This window comes from Flavobacteriales bacterium, from assembly GCA_020635395.1.
Taxonomy (GTDB): domain Bacteria; phylum Bacteroidota; class Bacteroidia; order NS11-12g; family UBA9320; genus UBA987.
Genome location: JACJZV010000002.1, coordinates 541,465 through 558,637 on the forward strand (window position 1 = coordinate 541,465; position 17,173 = coordinate 558,637).

The window sequence follows — 17,173 nt, forward strand, 5'->3', positions numbered from 1 at the left end:
ATACAATATCGTAATATCTTATGGGTAAGAGTTTTATGGCATTTTGGGATGTTGGCGTTTTTGTTAATTCCTGCCTTCAATACTGCCAAGGCACAAGAAAACAATGTTTGGATTGTGGACAATGCCCGATTTTTAATTAAAATGGATTTTAACTTTGAGCCCCCTTTAATTTCAGGATATGACGATGGAACTAATTTTGATTGGGGCTATAGTTCGTTTGACAACGTTACACTCTGTAATTCGAACGGAGAGTTATTATACTACACCAAAATTGATGATATTGAGGCTCTTAGAATTTTTGACAGCCAACACAAATTAGTACTAAAGCACGTCCATGAAAACCTGAAAATTGGGGCTTGTCATTTTTTGTTTGTACACGGCGATACACTTGAAATATTGGACTATCCGAGTCCTGAAGAACCCGCATCAAATGTTTACGGCAATCAAAATATAATCTATGTCACGACCTATCAGCTACCATCGTTTAATAAGTTAAGGGAAACCAAGTTTGATAGTTTTAGTAAAGATTCAATTTGGATGAGTCGAGGCCGATTTACCATCTTCAACAGCACAAATGCGGGTGTAGAATATTATGTTTCGCACGCTGATACATTTAATTTTTATCATTATGATTTTCAAAAAAACACCAATACACTTTTGCAAAAAAAACAGAACCAACTCTGCTTAGAACAAAATACAGAAGGTTTCGGAGGATACCATGGGTATCAACTAAATAACCGCAATGACAAAATCTTCGCAGTACATAGCAGCAACGGGAAAGATAACTATTTGAATGGGGAGCTATACCATCGAAGTAATGCATTGAGTTCATTGGATGTTTCGGAAGAAGGATTTATCCAATCCGAAACCTGTATCATGAAACGGTTGGAAACATATATTGACGCTAACAAAAGAGATATTAAATCTCAATACTGGTTTTATGAATTTGCCATTTCGCCAAATGACTCCTTTGTATATATTATGGCTATTCATAATATTTCTCAGGTGGAAGGATATTCTAAAATTTTAAAGGTCAACACCGCAGGTAATGTAATTGATGAAGTGAGCCTAGGGCCAAAATACTCCAGTAAATTTATTTACGATTACACAAAAATCAGGCTTGCTCCCAATGGAAAAATATATGTATTCCCAACTGTTTTTGGCTTAACTAAAGACCCATTAGGTCGAGGCAACGACTATTTGTTCTCCGATCAAGTTTTTGTTATTACCAACCCCAATGCACCGGGTAAAATGGTTCTTTCGGCTCCTCCGGAACTAAAATTGTTAAATTATTATTCGTCTAATATTCTTACAAGAACCTTTAGCGTCCCCAACAACCCCAACATGTACAAACGGGTAGAATACACCACCCAAAACAACTGCCACGGGCAAAACACCCTATTTGTAAACAACAGCGACAGCAGCCATTTTGTGCGGTATCGGTTTTATTTTGGCGATGGCGATAGTGCCGATATGCTCAACACCACTCGGCTCAACGGCCAATGGGCGGTGCAGCACACGTATGCCAATGCCGGAAAATATTTTGTAAAACTTCGTGCGTTTAATTCCGCTGGAGGCTGGGTGTGGTACAGCGACAGCATCACTATTTTGCAAAGCCCCAAACCGCTGTTTGCGGTGGCCGACACCATGGGTTGCCAATGGATTGGGTATGACTACATAGACAAAAGCACGGTGGCAAAAAAAGGAAAAGACGTGGTGTATAACTGGCGTTTTGGCGATGGAACATTTGAAACTTTGGTTAACCCCACGGCGGGTTCCGTGCAATCAAAAACCTATACCAAATCAGGCAACTACATTGTTACACTTACCATAAACGACGGCTTTTGCACCGATAGTTTTACCCTGCAAAACAAGGTAAACATATTGCCTGCTCCGCAGCCGGGTTTTTTGCTTTCGGATAATGTAGTGTGTAGCCCTGCCGATGTATTGGCCACATACAAGTTTACCGACCCGGTGGACAGTATGCAATTAATTTGGGGTGACGGCTCTTCATCAACCGTAACCAATCAAGAAATTTACTCGCCTGTGTTGCATCGTTTTGTGGTTGACCAAACCGACGATTCGGCAATGGTGCTGCCCATTTACCAAGTGTTGCATGGCCCCACGGGCTGCATCACCCGCGACACTCAATGGCTAAAACTTTACCCAAGTTTCGACCGAAACCTTGCCCCGCAAATAGTGGTGGCCTCGGTAGAGCAAAATAAAGTGCTGACCAACTGGATAGCCTTGCCACACACAAAAAACTATGTATTACAACGTGATAACGCCCAACCAACCATTACCCAAAACTTGTTTTTTGAAGATTCGTTGGTGGACGTGCAAGCCAACTCCTACACCTACACCGTGGCGGCTCAAAACCAATGCTACGAAAAATCGGCCAACAGCAACTTGGGCAAAACCATTTTACTGACAGGCAACGAAGGCGGCAACAACGAACTGAGCATTATGGAGTGGACAGCCTACGAAACCTGGCCACAAGGCGTGCAAAACTACACCGTGCAGGTGCAGCAAACCGATGGCAGTTTTGTAAACGTTGCCTCGCTGGGCGATGGTTCGCTCAACTATACCGACAACGATTTTTTGGCCTCGGCCATTAGCGGTTTGCAAACCCACAAGTGCTACCGTATTGAGGCCACATCAACCGAAAACAACAGCATTATCAGCCACAGCAACGTACTTTGTGTGCCATACAAACCCGTGCTATTTATTCCAAACGCCTTTTCGCCCAACGGCGATGGGCTGAATGATGTGTATCAGCCATTGGCTTTGGGCATGGATTCGTTTGAAATGCAGTGTTACAACCGCTGGGGTGAGCTTGTTTTTAGCGGAAAACAATGGAACGGAACCTTAAACCAAAAACCTGCCCCATTGGGTGCTTACACCGTGTTTATTTTGGTAAAAACCAACGAAAGCAAATGGGTGCGGGAGCAACGGGTGGTGAGTTTAGTAAGGTAATTCGTTGCTGTAAACTTCATTTAATCATTAATAAAAGGCAAATCTAAACTCGAATGAATAGTTCGAAAAAAATGTTTGCCCGATTGATACCTAATATCGTAATATTGCAATATTATAATTCACAATGGGCATATCAAAAGCACATCATTTTTCAGAAAACCAAAACGCAATTGCTTCTATTGCAAAGGCACTTGGGCATCCTGCAAGAGTTGCCATTATTGAGCTTCTGCTAAAATCTCAAACGTGTATTTGTGGGGATATTGTAAATGAACTTCCACTGGCTCAAGCCACTATTTCCCAGCATCTCAAAGAACTAAAAGCTGCTGGATTGATTCAGGGAACAATTGAAGGAAATGCCATTTGCTACTGCCTAAATCCAAAGGCCATCACACTCTTAAAAAATTATATAGAAAATATTATAACTCACCTCAACCAACGAAAAGAAAACTGTTGTTAAATATCTAAAATTTAAAAAAAAATGAAATTATCTCAATTCCAAAATCATCTCAACAATGTTTCCGAAATAAACTTTGTGCAACCCAATAGCCATTTTGTCCCACGGCATTTTCACATAACCGAGGCTGGACTTACCACTAAACACTTTATTGATTGTGGTGGGGTTATCCGAACAGAGAAAACCATTAATTTTCAGCTTTGGGTAGCCAATGATTTTGAACATCGACTTGAACCACAAAAATTGCAGAAGATTATAAACATTGCCGCTCCTCTTTTTAACGATGAAGATTTAGAAATCGAGGTAGAATATCAAACAGAAACCATTGGTCGATATGGTTTGGATTTTGACGGAAACAACTTTTTGTTGAAAGAAAAACAAACCGATTGTTTGGCAAAAGATCACTGTGGTATTCCACCAGAAAAACTCAAAGTAAAATTGTCGGATTTAAAATCAAAGTCCACATGCTGTACACCGGGTTCAGGCTGTTGTTAAAGGCGTTTCTACAAGCCAATTAATTAAGTTCAATTTCAAAAAAGAGTGTTACATGACTTGGTAGAATTCACTCATTTTTGAATAGAGTATTTATTAACTTTGCACGCTCAAAATACAAAAAATGAGTGACCCCATAAAGCACGAATGTGGCATTGCTTTTATCAGACTTTTAAAACCTCTTGAGCATTATCAAGAAAAATATGGCACACCGCTGTATGGTATAAAAAAACTGCAACTGTTGATGGCAAAACAAATCAACAGGGGGCAAGATGGAGCCGGAATTGCCACCATAAAACTCAACCCCGAATATGGCAAACGCTATGTTGCCAGAAAGCGAAGCAACTCCCGCTCAGCTCTTTTGGAAGTTTTTGAAGAAGTAAATCGCTCATTTAGCGAACTTGACAAATCAAAAATTGACGACATTGCTTGGTTCAAACAACATTTTCCGTATGCCGGAGAGCTGCTTTTAGGCCATCTAAGATATGGCACTCACGGCAAAAACAGCATCGAAAATATTCATCCTTTTTTTAGGCAAAACAATTGGATGAGCCGCTCGTTGGTGTTGGCTGGGAACTATAACCTTACCAATGTTGATGAGCTTTTTGACGTGTTGATTAACCTTGGGCAACATCCAAAAGAACGGTCAGACAATGTTACGGTTCTTGAAAAAATAGGTCATTTTTTAGACGAAGAAAATCAACGGCTTTTTCATCAATACCGAGAAGAAAACCTTGATAATACAGAAATTGCTGCCAAAATAAAAGCCAACCTGAACATGGAAAACGTTATCAAAAACGCATTCCGAAATTTGGATGGCGGCTTCAACATGGTAGGCATGGTGGGAGATGGCAATGCCTTTGTGGTGCGAGATAATGTTGGAATCCGTCCATCCTTCTATTATCAGAATGACGAAGTATTTGTTGTTGCCTCCGAGCGTCCTGCAATTATGACCGCCTTTAATACCTCCATAGATGAGGTAAAAGAACTTACTCCCGGAAATGCCTTAATCATAAATCGGGAAGGAAGCATTAAAGAAGTAAATATTTTGCCGCCTGCCGAAATAAAACGTTGCTCTTTTGAGCGTATTTATTTTTCGAGAGGAAGCGATGCGGATATTTATACAGAGCGAAAAGAACTCGGAAGAAGACTATCGAGAGTGATTCTTGAAAAACTTGATTACGACGTGCGACCGGTGGTGTTTAGCTACATTCCCAATACCGCGGCAACTTGTTTTTATGGCATGATTGATGGGGTGTATAAGTTTTTAGATCGCTACAAACGAGAAGCCATTTTAAAACTGGACAACCCATCGGCCGAAGAGTTAGACAAAATACTAAACATCAAAATTTGTCGAGAAAAGATTTTGGTAAAGGATGCCAAAATGCGAACCTTTATTACCCAAGATAAAGACCGCGACGACATGGTTGGCGATGGTTATGATGTGACCTACGGCGTAATAAACAAAAAGCGTGACACTATTGTGGTTGTGGATGATTCAATTGTGAGAGGAACCACGTTAAAAAAGAGTATTCTTCGCATTTTGGATAGACTAAGTCCTCGACGGATTATAGTGGCCAGTAGTGCCCCCATTATAAAGTACCCCGATTGCTACGGCATTGACATGAGCCGCATGAATGAGTTTGTAGCTTTCAGAGCCATGCTCAAGTTGCTTGAAAGAAGCAACCAAATGCACAAGTTGCATGAGGTATATGAAGCCTGCAAAGAAGAATTGAAAAAACCCATTGCCGAAATGCGAAATGTGGTAAAAGACCTGTACGATTTATTTTCTGACCAAGAAATATCAGACGAAATTGCACGATTGGTTACACCAAGCGATATGAAAGCACAGGTTGAAATTGTTTATCAAAAAGTAGAAGACCTGCACAAAGCTTGTCCAAATCATATAGGCGACTGGTATTTTACAGGCAACTACCCAACACCGGGAGGTAATAAAGTTGTAAACAAATCCTTCGTTTTTTATATGGAGGGAAATAATGAGCGGGCGTATTAGGGACGACTGATTACTATTTTTTGGCCGACATAATGTAAACCATAATACTCCCTCTTTCGGGACTCTGGATTTTTCTGATAATCGAAGAATATATCTGAACAATTTGGGCAGCGTAATGGGTTTAAATATAAAAATTCCCCGTCAGAAGAAGGTGGTAAATGATTGTTAAATTTTAAAATGTCTTCATCCGTTTTAATTGAAATAGCCGAATAATCCCTTCTTTCAATTAATGCCACCTCTTTGCATGTACTTGAATAGGCAAAATTTGTTTCCGAAAAACCGCAATGCCATTTATCTAAATTAAAACTCTCTCTACATTTCTCGCAAACACATACAAATCTTACATTTCCAGGAGTAATATACCCATTATAGTTTAATCCAATTTCAAAACTATTGTTTCCCTCTGCCATCACAGGTAGTTTATTCAGATAAAATGGTTGAAATCTAAATGCAGGATTAGTATCTAAAAAACTGTCCTCATTTTCGCTAAGCAAGCCCTCAATCTGTACTGATAAATTCGTATTTATTCTTATTTCTAGGTGAATAAACTCCATAGAATCCTCGCAAAATTTTGTAAAATCCAACTCAAAAGATAAATATGGATTTTCGTCAAGCCAAACATTGATTTTTCTTGAGTTTTTGTGCAACGGAATCACAGGGTGTATAGCGATTGTTTTTTTTATAACATATTTAGAGGAAAGAAATATGTCATTCCCGTTTATTCGAATTTCCTTTTCTGCATCAGAGGAGTTGACATTTTGTTTTATCAGCCCATTATCAGAAAGTAACCCTTTTTTTGCAGCTTCTTCATGGATTTTTGCAAGAAAAAAATCATTCATTTGCTCTTTTGTCATTTTGGGCTGAGTATTCTTCGTATCTCGATGATTTCCGAAAATTAAAGCAACAATACCCAGCATTGCCATCAGCATTATAACTACATATAATAATAGCATGAGATTGTTTTTAGAACCCGAATTTTAAAATTGTTTTTAGTGAAGGAATCTAAATCAAAATTCACCGCTTTTTGTGAGTTTGAATAAATAATTGAGTCCTTCTGCTCATCGGAATAAACCTTGCCGTCTATTGTGTCAATCCCATTCCAAAGCTCTCTATAAATTTCTCTAACTTCAGCTTTAAAAGAATCTATTAAATAATCTCTTTCTTCTTGTGAATAGATTTTCCCTTTAATTGTATCAATATGTCTCCAAATTTGGTTATCTGAGGAACTGAAAGAACTTCTATTTTGAGACATAGCCAGCCCCCAACCTATCTGTAAGAAAAAAATTGAAATCAAAATCCGAACAGTGCAAAAACGTAAAATTACATTTTTAGGAATAAGCAATGTATAGTCTTTATTTTTTTTCATGAGGTGTTCTTATTTTTTTGAGACAAAATTCTTTACAAAAACGGCAACTTTACCACTTCTGCTTTTAGAGCTTTGCCACGTATTTCAACAAAAATCTCGGAACCCAATTTGCTAAAATCGGCTTTTACATAGCCCATACCAATGGCCTTGTCGAGCGATGGACTTTGCGTACCGCTGGTTACTTCACCAATAGTGTTTCCGGCCGCGTCCACAATTGGATAGTGCTGACGAGGTATTCCTCGATCAATCATTTCAAAGCCTACTAATTTTTTGGTTGGTTTGTCGGCTTTTATTTTGGCATGATGCTCCCAGTTTACAAATGGTTTTTCAAATTTGGTTATCCAACCCAATCCTGCTTCTATAGGCGAAGTTTCGTCATTGATGTCGTTTCCATAAAGGCAATATCCTTTTTCCAATCTCAATGTATCTCTACAGCCCAAGCCACATGGCAAAATGTCGTATTCTTTTCCGGCCTCCATAATGGCATTCCAAAGGTTTTCGGCATGCTCGTTGGCTACGTATAGCTCAAAACCGCCAGCCCCGGTATAGCCGGTGTTGCTGATAATCACGTCGTCTATATTGGCTACTTTTCCCATTGCAAAATGATAAAATTCGATGGCACTCAAATCTACATCCGTCAACTTTTGAACAAGTTTTTGAGCATTTGGTCCCTGCACGGCAAGTAGCGACATTGCTTCCGACATGTTCTGCAACTCTACCCCAAATCCTTTTTCTTCATTCTGAGATACAATCCAGTTCCAGTCTTTTTCAATATTACTGGCGTTTACAACCAAATAATATTCATTTTCCGCCCATTTATATACAATCAAATCATCTACAATTCCCCCTGTTTTATTGGGCATACAGTTGTATTGAGCCTGCATATTTACCAATTTGCTAATGTCGTTAGAGGTAATCCACTCCAATAAATCGGTGGCCTTCTCACCTTTTACCATAAACTCGCCCATGTGCGAAACATCAAACATGCCCACCGAATTTCGAACGGCAAAATGTTCTTCTTTCAACCCAGTGTATTGCACTGGCATATTATATCCCGCAAAAGGAACCATTTTAGCTCCGAGGGCTTGATGTACGTGAGTTAGTGACGTGTTTTTTAATTGTTCTGTGTTCGACATTTTTGTGCTGTTTATTAGTGGTTCAAAAGTAGTAAAAAATACACTTTTGCCGGAGATTGTTGCTTAAAAACGCCACAACCTCAAAATTTTACCTTTTTCAAATACCGTTTTATGGGCAGGCAACTCTAAAAAAGCATTTACTTCCACCAGATTATGCAAATCGCCGGAACCATTTCCGGCCATTGGCGTTGCCTGTAATTTGCCCTGATTATTCTCGGTTTTGACTTGCAAAAAGTATGTAAGGTTTGGCTTGAATGAAATTTCTTTGGTCAGTTCGGCATATTCAATTTCTATTTTTTGATGCATAGATGCCGAAAACCACGGCATTAAATACCGAACCGCACAGGCAAAAACTGAAACTGGATTGCCTGGAAAAGCAAATACTGCTTTATTCTGCCTCTTACCAAACCAAAACGGTTTTCCCGGTCTTTGAGCCACCTGATAAAATAATTTCTCGACCTTTAAGTCTTCCAATACCTTGGGCAAAAAATCGAACTTCCCCTTGCTCACTGCCCCACTTAAAAGTAGCACGTCGTAGTTATTCAAAAGCTCTTTTAGTGCATCGGCCATTTCAACTTCATTATCCTTTAAATGAAAAACATCCGAGACAACCTTGAATTTTTGAAGCAAAGCTTGCAATACAAATACATTACTCTTTCTTATTTGATAAGGTTCGGGCAGTTGACCAACCTCTACCAACTCATTTCCGGTACTTATTATTGCAACTTTGGGTAGGCTATATACTTTTAATGTTGATTTTCCGACGGTAGCTAAAACACCTATTTCCGCAGCTCTGATGGTGGTATTTTTTGAAATTAGCTGCTCTTTTTGCAACACATCTGTGCCTTGATGATGGATGTTTTGCCCCTTAACAACAGTTTCGATTAGCACCTTAGCAAACCTATTTTTTATTTCTAAATCTTCATATCGAATCACTGTATCGGCATTCTCCGGCAACATTGCTCCCGTCATTACCTCCATAGCCATGCCCTTTTGAAGAAATTTTTGCGGGCTTCCTGCGGCTTGTATGTCTTGTATTTCGAAATGACGGTTGCCTTTTCCAAAATCCTCAAACCAAATACAGATCCCATCCATTGCCACCCGATTAAAGGGTGGAAAATCTCTATCGGCATAAATGTTTTCGGCTAAAACTCTTTGGTATGCACTATCCAAAGAAATTTCTTCCATTTCCAGTTTTAGAACATTGCTTAACACAATATTTTCGGCTTGCTCAACACTTATCATCCGCCAATGCTTGCCATGCTTTCGTTAAACAAAAAATTTCGTTGGGCTTCGGCTTCAAAACCATTTTTGGGTTTTCGGGCAACTGCATCAATAATCCCCGTGGTAATTTCCGCATCCGAGCTACCGTTGGTTAAAAGTGTTTTGAGGTTAAGTTCTCCTTTGCCATACAAGCAGGTTTTTAAAACGCCGGTAGGTGTTATTCTAAGTCTGTTGCACGTTCCACAAAATGTGCGACTAAACGATGGGATTACTCCTAATTTTCCTTTAAATCCGGCAGCCAAAAACACTTTTGATGTGGATGATTTTTCTACCTTTTGCAATTCAAGTGGTCCAAAATGACTTGTCAAGAAGCCTTCAATTTCTTGATGCGAATAATATTCACTTTTTATTTCCCCCAATCCGTTAAAAGGCATTTCCTCCAAAAAGCGAACATCAATAAAATTATTTTTGGCCAGTTCAGCCAGGGTAATAATATTTTTTTCGTTCACCCCTTTCATTACCACCATGTTTATTTTTATCGGAATTTTCTGCTCATAAAAAGCATAAATCGAATCAAGAACATTCTGCAAATCGTCACGCCGGGCGATGGTTTTATACTGTTCTCTATCCAACGAATCCAAACTTATATTGATGGTTTTGAGTCCGCAGTTTATCAAATCCTGCACACGAGGCAGTGTTAAGGTGGCATTGGTGGTAAGATGATAGCCATCTATAATCTTTTGATTGGTTACCTCTTGCAGAAAAGGAATCAAATCTTTTCGAACCAGAGGTTCACCGCCTGTTATTCTCAATTTATTTACCCCAAGGGTTTTCAAAATTTTGAGCAACCGCAACATTTCTTCATAGCTCAACAACTCCTTTCGTTGCACAAAATCAATTCCGTGGGCGGGCATACAATAGGTGCAACGCAAATTGCATCGATCCGTTACCGCCAATCGCACATAGTCAATGATTCTATTATGAGAGTCTATCAATTGCATACTAGCACGTTGTGTTCGGATTTTCAAACAAATCGGTTTCATCCTCCCCTCGTTCGGTTAGGCATTTAAAATCTTTTTCTATCAACACAAATGGAGTTTGTCCATTGGCCGTTTGCAAACCTACCAAATCAGAATTTGCCCAATGGTAAGCCAATTTTTCATTAACAGAAATCACAATACAGTTTTGCTCAAAATCGCTCTGTATTTCAACCGAATCTGTATGTGTTTTTAACAAATATTTCAGACTGTTATTGCCGAATTGCGTTTCACAAAGCACTTTTTGGCCATTGCCAATTTGCTCCACCTCTTTTTGGCTGAGCCTTAATCGAATAGAATTGTCTAAAATTCTCAGTTTCATAATGAATTTTCAAAGTAACTGAATTTTTCAACCATTAAGACTTGTTCGCCGAGGAGAAAATTAAGTTTCATTTAGTTTTTCATCATTCCCTCTCATTTTCTTAATGCCTTAATGGTATGAAAAAAATGAAATTTTATGCTCTAAACTTAAACCTTAATTTTGCCCTAGTTATACAATGATTTCTAATTTGATAAAAAAATATAAAAACATATCGGTGCTAATGCTGCTTCCGGTGGTTCTTTTTGCGTGCGATAGTCAAACTATCTACAACGAAAGCTTTGATCTTCCAAACGAAACGTGGGCGGAAGACGACACCTTAGAAACCACTTTTGAAGTGACCGATACACTACATTATCACAACTTATGGCTCAATACCCGACTGACCGAAACATATCCGTTTGCCAATATTTATTTCAAGGTGATTTTGAAGGGACCAAATAATTTGAGCAAAAACGAAATAATGAATTTTGACGTGGCCGACAAAGCCGGAAAATGGCTTGGCAAAGGCACCGGAGATTTTCACAGCTACAACTTTCCAATTTACAACGAACTTTCACTGAAAAAAAGAGGAAAATACACCCTCAAAATTGTTCAATATATGCGAACGGAAAGTTTGCAAGGCATACACGATAGAGGTGTTAAAATAAATTTAGGAAGAGAAATTTTTTAAAAAAATGCAATACGACGTAATAGTTATTGGTTCGGGACCCGGCGGATATGTGGCCGCCATTCGCTGTGCACAATTGGGCATGAAAACCGCCATTGTAGAAAAATACAACACATTGGGTGGCACTTGCCTCAATGTGGGTTGCATACCATCAAAAGCACTATTAGACAGTTCCGAACACTACCATGCAGCACAACATAAGTTTGAAAAGCATGGCATTAATGTAACTGGTTTGTCAGTAGATTTTGGCCAAATGGTTTCAAGAAAAAACGATGTGGTATCGCAAATGACCAAGGGTGTCGAGTTTTTGATGAAGAAAAATAAAATTGATGTTCACATTGGTATGGGCAGTTTCATCGACAAAAACACTGTATTGGTAAAAGGCGAAACCGAAACAAAAATTACGGGCAAAAACATCATTATTGCCACGGGTTCCAAACCATCAAGCCTTCCAGGAATAAACATCGACAAAAAAAGAATTATTACTTCCACCGAAGCCTTAAACCTTCCCGAAATTCCTAAATCACTGATTGTAATTGGTGGTGGAGTAATTGGTTTGGAATTGGGTTCGGTATATGCCCGCTTGGGTACAGAAGTATCGGTGGTAGAATACATGGATTCGATTATTCCAACCATGGATAAAGGTTTGGGAAAAGAACTTAACCGAGTGTTAAAAAAATTAGGTTTTAATTTTTATTTGAGCCACAAAGTAACTTCTGTTACTGCAAAAGGAAAAACCGTTTCTGTAAAAGCGGAAGGAAACAAAGGCGAAATTGAATTAAAAGGAGATTACTGCCTAGTATCCGTTGGCCGCAAACCATATACAGATGGTTTAAACTTAGAGGCTGCCGGATTAAAAACCGATGATAGAGGACGGATAGATGTGAATGAACATTTACAAACCGCTACTCCAAATATCTATGCCATTGGTGATGTAATAAAAGGAGCCATGCTGGCACATAAAGCTGAAGAAGAAGGCGTTTTTGTGGCAGAAACTTTGGCAGGTGAAAAACCTCATATTGATTATAACTTAATTCCTGGTGTGGTATATACTTGGCCGGAAGTAGCCGCCGTGGGCCAAACAGAAGAACAATTAAAAGCAGCAAACGTCGCCTATAAAGTGGGGCAATTTCCGTTTAGAATAAATGGACGAGCCGTGGCCGGAATGGATTTGGACGGGTTTGTAAAAATACTTTCTGATGAAGAAACCGATGAAGTATTGGGCGTTCACATTATTGGTCCCCGTGCAGCAGATTTAATAGCCGAAGCAGTGGTGGCTATGGAATTTCGAGCAAGTGCAGAAGACATTGCCCGCATGAGTCATGCACACCCAACCACATCGGAGGTTACAAAAGAAGCTGCTTTGGCAGCCACTGCCAACCGTGCTTTGCACATGTAAACATACCATTTCGGTTGGCCATTTACATAAAAATGAGCAACCTAAACACATATCGAACTGTTTTAAAAATAGGCCTTTTGGTTTTGTTGGCTTTTGGAATAAACGACAATAAGGCCTGTGGTCAAATTGAAGCCCGAAAACTGGGCGATAAATACGCATTTTTTAAAAACGGCGTTCAAAAAACGGACTACACATACACCGAAGTTTCAGCCTTTTCCGAAAATTTAGCCTGGGCGAATATGGGTGAACTATATGCCTATATTGACACGAATTTTGAGGCGGTTACCGATTGGATTTACACCACAGTTACCAAATTTGAAAATGGATTTGCCGCCGTTAGCCAAGATTCGATGTTGGGTTTTATTGATAAAACTGGGCGGGAAATTTGCCCATTAACATACACCCGTGTCCAGTCGTTTCAGCATGGATTTGCTGCAGTTTTAACCGATAGTTTGTGGAATATTATTGACACCTCCGGTAATGAAATTTGGAAAATGGGGTATGATTTTGCACCAATAATTGTGTCTAACAACTTCTTTATTGTTTGCAAAAATCAAAAATGGGGAGTTATAAATCAGGCTGGTAATGCTGTTTATCCTTTTGATTTTGAATTTATTACAAAAGATGGTCTTGCTTTTCGGAGAGGAGAACAAATCTACTTAGGGTTAAAATAATGGGGTCAAATGAACAATCAATAAGCCATATTTGCAACATGAAAAACATTGTCATCATTAATGGTCCAAACCTCAATCTTTTGGGAAAACGACAGCCTGAAATATATGGCAATACCCCTTTTGAAACATTCTTTGAAGAATTAAAATCAAGTTTTAAAGACCAATTAACGCTTACCTACGTACAAAGTAATGTTGAAGGCGAATTGGTAAATTTCATTCAAGAATTTGGTTTTAAAGCTGATTTTTTGATTCTCAACGCCGCCGCATATACCCACACTTCCATTGCCATTGCCGATGCTGTGGCAGCTGTTCCAGCCAAAACCATTGGACTACATATCAGCAATATATACACTCGCGAGAAAGAGCGGCACATCGATTTGCTTGCCAAATATTGTCACGCTTGTCTGTTTGGTTTTGGTTTGGAAGGATACAAAATGGCTGTGCGTTATTGCATTGAATATCAAGACAAATAGCTCAAATCAAGCCAAATCCCTTTTTTGGATTTCATAATTATTCCAGGCACAATTTCTGGCATTTCCGCAGATCTTATTTCAAATAAAAAATGTTGTAACAACTTTGGTAAAACAATTTGCAACTCCATCATAGCCAATGGTTTGCCAATACAAATTCTTTCGCCTTGGCCAAAAGGAATATACTGAAATGCTTTTCCCTTGATGTTTTCAGGCAGAAAATGCTCCGGGTAAAATTCATTGGGTTTTTGCCAATATCCCGGTTGGCGGTGTAGCGTGTAAACACAAATCATAAAATACGACTTTGCACCAAAATGATACCCCAAAAAACTATCGGCTTTTTCCGATTGCCGATGTATAGACCAAACCGGCGGATATAGCCGCATAGCCTCTTGAATAACCATTTTTAGATAAGATTCATCGTTTTCTTTTCTCAATTTTTGTTGCACCAAAGGTTGGTTTGCCAATGCGAACAAACTCCAACTCAGAGCAGAAGCAGTGGTGTCGTATCCGGCAAAAATGAAGTTCAAAATCATATCCTTCATTTCCAAGTTCGATTTCTCTTCCAAAATCATTTTTTGCAGCCAATATCCAGCCTTTTGAGGATTACGTTTTGCAAATTTTATTACCTCATTGGCCAAGGCAATCAAATAGTCTATTTCGGCATCCACCGATTGGAGCGTACCTTTTAATCCTAACTTTTTCTTAAAATAATTGAGCTTTTGTGTCTTGATATTCGTAAACTCTAAAATCGTTGATTGAGCAACGATTATCTTTTGAAAATCAGGTTCAAAGTCTTTAACGAATTGGGTCTTCCACAAAATTTTAAGCATCAAAAGTTCAATGTCCGGCTCAATATTCAGATACTTTTTGGTTTTCCATTTATCCACAAGCTGGCTACATTCTTGCTCCACTACTTCCAAATATGTTTTAATAATGGTGTCGTGAAATGCAGGTTTTAAAAGTTTATGTTGCTCCGCCCAATCTTTGTCTTCCGAAATAAAAATACCGTTGCCCAATAGAGGTTTCAATGCCTTAATGACGGGAGAACGCTTAAAATTTTCCTTATTTTCTTTTAATATGTATTTAATTGCCTCGGCATCATTTATCAAAAATAGTTGCTGGTGTTTTCCTGCATAAAATTCAATTACCGAACCTTTTTTCAGGGTAAGATGTTGTAACGTGTTTAATGGTTTTTTGAGCAATCGTAATGCAACTAAAAGTAATCGAAGCCCACTTATTTTTGGTATTCTAGCACTCACTCAATTTTCAGTTTCTGGTTTTCAATAATGTCTTTCAAACAATGAACAAATCTGGCCATATCGCCTCCATTGCTTATTCGATGATCAACGCTTACCGTTATTTGTAGCATTTGTCGTTCCTCAATTTCTCCCTGATTTTTAATCAATCTGTTGCTTACAGTTCCTATAAAAATGCCTAAACTGTGCATTGGCAGCGGAATGCCCCAAGTTCTTCTATCGGCAGAATAATTGATGATAGAAGAAAAATAGACGGTGCCAAAATATTTCTTTTTGGTGGTGGCACTTAAAAACCAAATTTTATAGAACAATTTCCGAAGAGACCAGGGTAACTTTAAAAAAAATTTTTGGCTCCCCATTAGTGGTTTATTTTTCCCTTTTACCAATTCGGAAAGAATCTGATGAAGCTGCGAAATACTTTTGCGTTGGATATTTCTAATTAATTGATGTTGAAGCTGGTGTGATGAATTTTCATACGCAAAAAAGAAATCAACTTCATCATACAAGGTTTTTTTTCTTGAACCCCAAACAGCAGTTAGCTGCAGATGACGGGCAGTTGCCTGTGCCACGCAGTGCATAACATAAGCCGAAAAGCTAATTTTTTGACCGTGTACCTTTCGATAATTTCTCAAGGCTATTTTGGCTTCGGTAACATCCAACTCCACCAAAGCATGTATGTACGGAATTTGCTGCCCTAACCGAACAGCATCAGCTGTCATTTTTTGGGAAGTATCAATCCGCACCTTTTTCATTTTGATTGGCAAAAATGAGCAAATACCCTTAAAAAAGAATACAACTACTTGACAATAATAAGTTGTTGTTGCAAATCAATAACCGGCAGATCCGGCAATGGCCAAATCACGGCTGTGCATCGTCATTACTGGTACTGAACTATTGTTAATGATGTCTTGAGAATAATTTCCCATTATTAATCCTCTGCTTTCTGTGTCGGACATAATCATTATCAACCCGGCCTTTACTGTTTTACTATATTCCAAAATTTTCTTCGGAACATCCACCCCAAACTCGCTGGCAACAGACGACTTTACCCCACGTTCGGTTAAGAATTTTTGGGTTTGCTTTAAGTATGCTTTCAAACGCATCTTTACTCGAGGTCCTTTTCGTTTTGAAACGGCAAGTATGTGTACGGTGGCGTTGAATGCCTTGGCCAAAACGGCAGCATAAGGCACCTTCTGTCGGGTAGCATCGCTATCGTCTATCGGAAGTAGAATGTCTCGCAAATCATACTCTTTGGTGGTTTCTTGAATGGTAATTACCGGACAATTGGAAGCACTAACAATTCGATATGCATTGCTACCAATCCAAAACGGTTGCCAACCTCTATTTCCGTGAGAACCCACCACAATTAAATCGGCACCAATTTCTCTTTCTAACGTGCTGAGTTCTGTACTTACTTTTCCCGATTTTGAAATAAACTCAAACTCGACGTTGTATTTGCCACAAATTTCTCTAACAAGTGCCTCAATATCAGCCACAGAGCCTTTCTCTTCTCTTAGCACATATAAAACGTGCAACTTAGAACCAAATCTGTGAGCCGTTTCGGCTGATTTTTTCAAAGCAATTTGAGCAGACATTGAGTTATCAAACCCAACAAGAATGTTTTTGAACTTAATTTCCATACAACACAATTTTAGAGATAACGAAAATACGGGAATAATTTTA

At 38.9% G+C, this 17,173-nt stretch carries 17 protein-coding genes; 8 read left to right on the forward strand and 9 right to left on the reverse strand.

Features of this window, described 5'->3' with window-relative positions; all coding sequences use genetic code 11:
• Positions 1-48: 48 nt before the first annotated feature.
• From H6607_08550 to H6607_08565, 4 genes are all read left to right on the forward strand, one after another.
• Positions 49-2,976, forward strand: coding sequence for a gliding motility-associated C-terminal domain-containing protein (locus tag H6607_08550; protein MCB9262408.1), 2,928 nt, complete (start codon positions 49-51; stop codon positions 2,974-2,976).
• 124 nt (positions 2,977-3,100) lie between these two features.
• Positions 3,101-3,433, forward strand: coding sequence for a winged helix-turn-helix transcriptional regulator (locus H6607_08555; GenBank protein ID MCB9262409.1), 333 nt, complete (start codon positions 3,101-3,103; stop codon positions 3,431-3,433).
• 21 nt (positions 3,434-3,454) lie between these two features.
• On the forward strand, positions 3,455-3,925 hold the full coding sequence (locus tag H6607_08560; GenBank protein ID MCB9262410.1) for a hypothetical protein: 471 nt from the start codon (positions 3,455-3,457) through the stop codon (positions 3,923-3,925).
• Between the two features lie 121 nt (positions 3,926-4,046).
• Positions 4,047-5,936 (forward strand): class II glutamine amidotransferase, encoded by a 1,890-nt coding sequence (locus tag H6607_08565; protein ID MCB9262411.1) that lies wholly within the window; start codon positions 4,047-4,049, stop codon positions 5,934-5,936.
• Here the strand turns inward: H6607_08565 and H6607_08570 are convergent.
• From H6607_08570 to H6607_08595, 6 genes are all read right to left on the reverse strand, one after another.
• On the reverse strand, positions 5,933-6,889 hold the full coding sequence (locus H6607_08570) for a hypothetical protein (protein ID MCB9262412.1): 957 nt from the start codon (positions 6,887-6,889) through the stop codon (positions 5,933-5,935). The genes H6607_08565 and H6607_08570 overlap by 4 nt on opposite strands.
• Complete coding sequence (locus tag H6607_08575) at positions 6,871-7,302, reverse strand: hypothetical protein (GenBank protein MCB9262413.1); 432 nt, start codon at positions 7,300-7,302, stop codon at positions 6,871-6,873. Before H6607_08575 ends, H6607_08570 begins: the two co-directional genes overlap by 19 nt.
• Before the next feature lie 32 nt (positions 7,303-7,334).
• Complete coding sequence (gcvT, locus tag H6607_08580) at positions 7,335-8,438, reverse strand: glycine cleavage system aminomethyltransferase GcvT (GenBank protein ID MCB9262414.1); 1,104 nt, start codon at positions 8,436-8,438, stop codon at positions 7,335-7,337.
• A 63-nt stretch (positions 8,439-8,501) separates the two neighbouring features.
• A complete protein-coding gene (locus H6607_08585) occupies positions 8,502-9,683 on the reverse strand; it encodes a molybdopterin molybdotransferase MoeA (GenBank protein MCB9262415.1) in 1,182 nt (393 codons plus the stop codon).
• Positions 9,680-10,663 (reverse strand): GTP 3',8-cyclase MoaA, encoded by a 984-nt coding sequence (moaA, locus tag H6607_08590; protein ID MCB9262416.1) that lies wholly within the window; start codon positions 10,661-10,663, stop codon positions 9,680-9,682. The genes H6607_08585 and moaA overlap by 4 nt, the downstream gene beginning before the upstream one ends.
• A gap of 1 nt (position 10,664) precedes the next feature.
• Positions 10,665-11,021, reverse strand: coding sequence for a hypothetical protein (locus H6607_08595; protein ID MCB9262417.1), 357 nt, complete (start codon positions 11,019-11,021; stop codon positions 10,665-10,667).
• A gap of 175 nt (positions 11,022-11,196) precedes the next feature.
• Between H6607_08595 and H6607_08600 the strand changes: the two genes are divergently transcribed.
• Genes H6607_08600 through H6607_08615 form a run of 4 tightly spaced genes read left to right on the forward strand, consistent with a single transcriptional unit; the run spans position 11,197 to position 14,234 of the window.
• The gene (locus tag H6607_08600) at positions 11,197-11,691 is read left to right on the forward strand and encodes a gliding motility lipoprotein GldH (GenBank protein ID MCB9262418.1); all 495 of its coding nucleotides are present in this window, start codon (positions 11,197-11,199) and stop codon (positions 11,689-11,691) included.
• A gap of 4 nt (positions 11,692-11,695) precedes the next feature.
• Positions 11,696-13,087, forward strand: a complete 1,392-nt coding sequence (lpdA, locus tag H6607_08605; GenBank protein MCB9262419.1) for a dihydrolipoyl dehydrogenase — start codon at positions 11,696-11,698, stop codon at positions 13,085-13,087.
• Between the two features lie 32 nt (positions 13,088-13,119).
• Complete coding sequence (locus tag H6607_08610; GenBank protein ID MCB9262420.1) at positions 13,120-13,761, forward strand: WG repeat-containing protein; 642 nt, start codon at positions 13,120-13,122, stop codon at positions 13,759-13,761.
• A gap of 38 nt (positions 13,762-13,799) precedes the next feature.
• Positions 13,800-14,234, forward strand: coding sequence for a 3-dehydroquinate dehydratase (locus H6607_08615; GenBank protein MCB9262421.1), 435 nt, complete (start codon positions 13,800-13,802; stop codon positions 14,232-14,234).
• Here H6607_08615 and H6607_08620 read toward each other — a convergent pair.
• The 3 genes from H6607_08620 to H6607_08630 all read right to left on the reverse strand — a co-directional run bounded on the left by H6607_08620 (position 14,222) and on the right by H6607_08630 (position 17,130).
• A complete protein-coding gene (locus H6607_08620; protein ID MCB9262422.1) occupies positions 14,222-15,493 on the reverse strand; it encodes a cytochrome P450 in 1,272 nt (423 codons plus the stop codon). The two genes, H6607_08615 and H6607_08620, sit on opposite strands and share 13 nt — an antisense overlap.
• Positions 15,490-16,242, reverse strand: a complete 753-nt coding sequence (locus tag H6607_08625; protein MCB9262423.1) for a 2-oxo acid dehydrogenase subunit E2 — start codon at positions 16,240-16,242, stop codon at positions 15,490-15,492. Before H6607_08625 ends, H6607_08620 begins: the two co-directional genes overlap by 4 nt.
• Before the next feature lie 75 nt (positions 16,243-16,317).
• Complete coding sequence (locus H6607_08630; GenBank protein ID MCB9262424.1) at positions 16,318-17,130, reverse strand: universal stress protein; 813 nt, start codon at positions 17,128-17,130, stop codon at positions 16,318-16,320.
• Between the last annotated feature and the right edge of the window lie 43 nt (positions 17,131-17,173).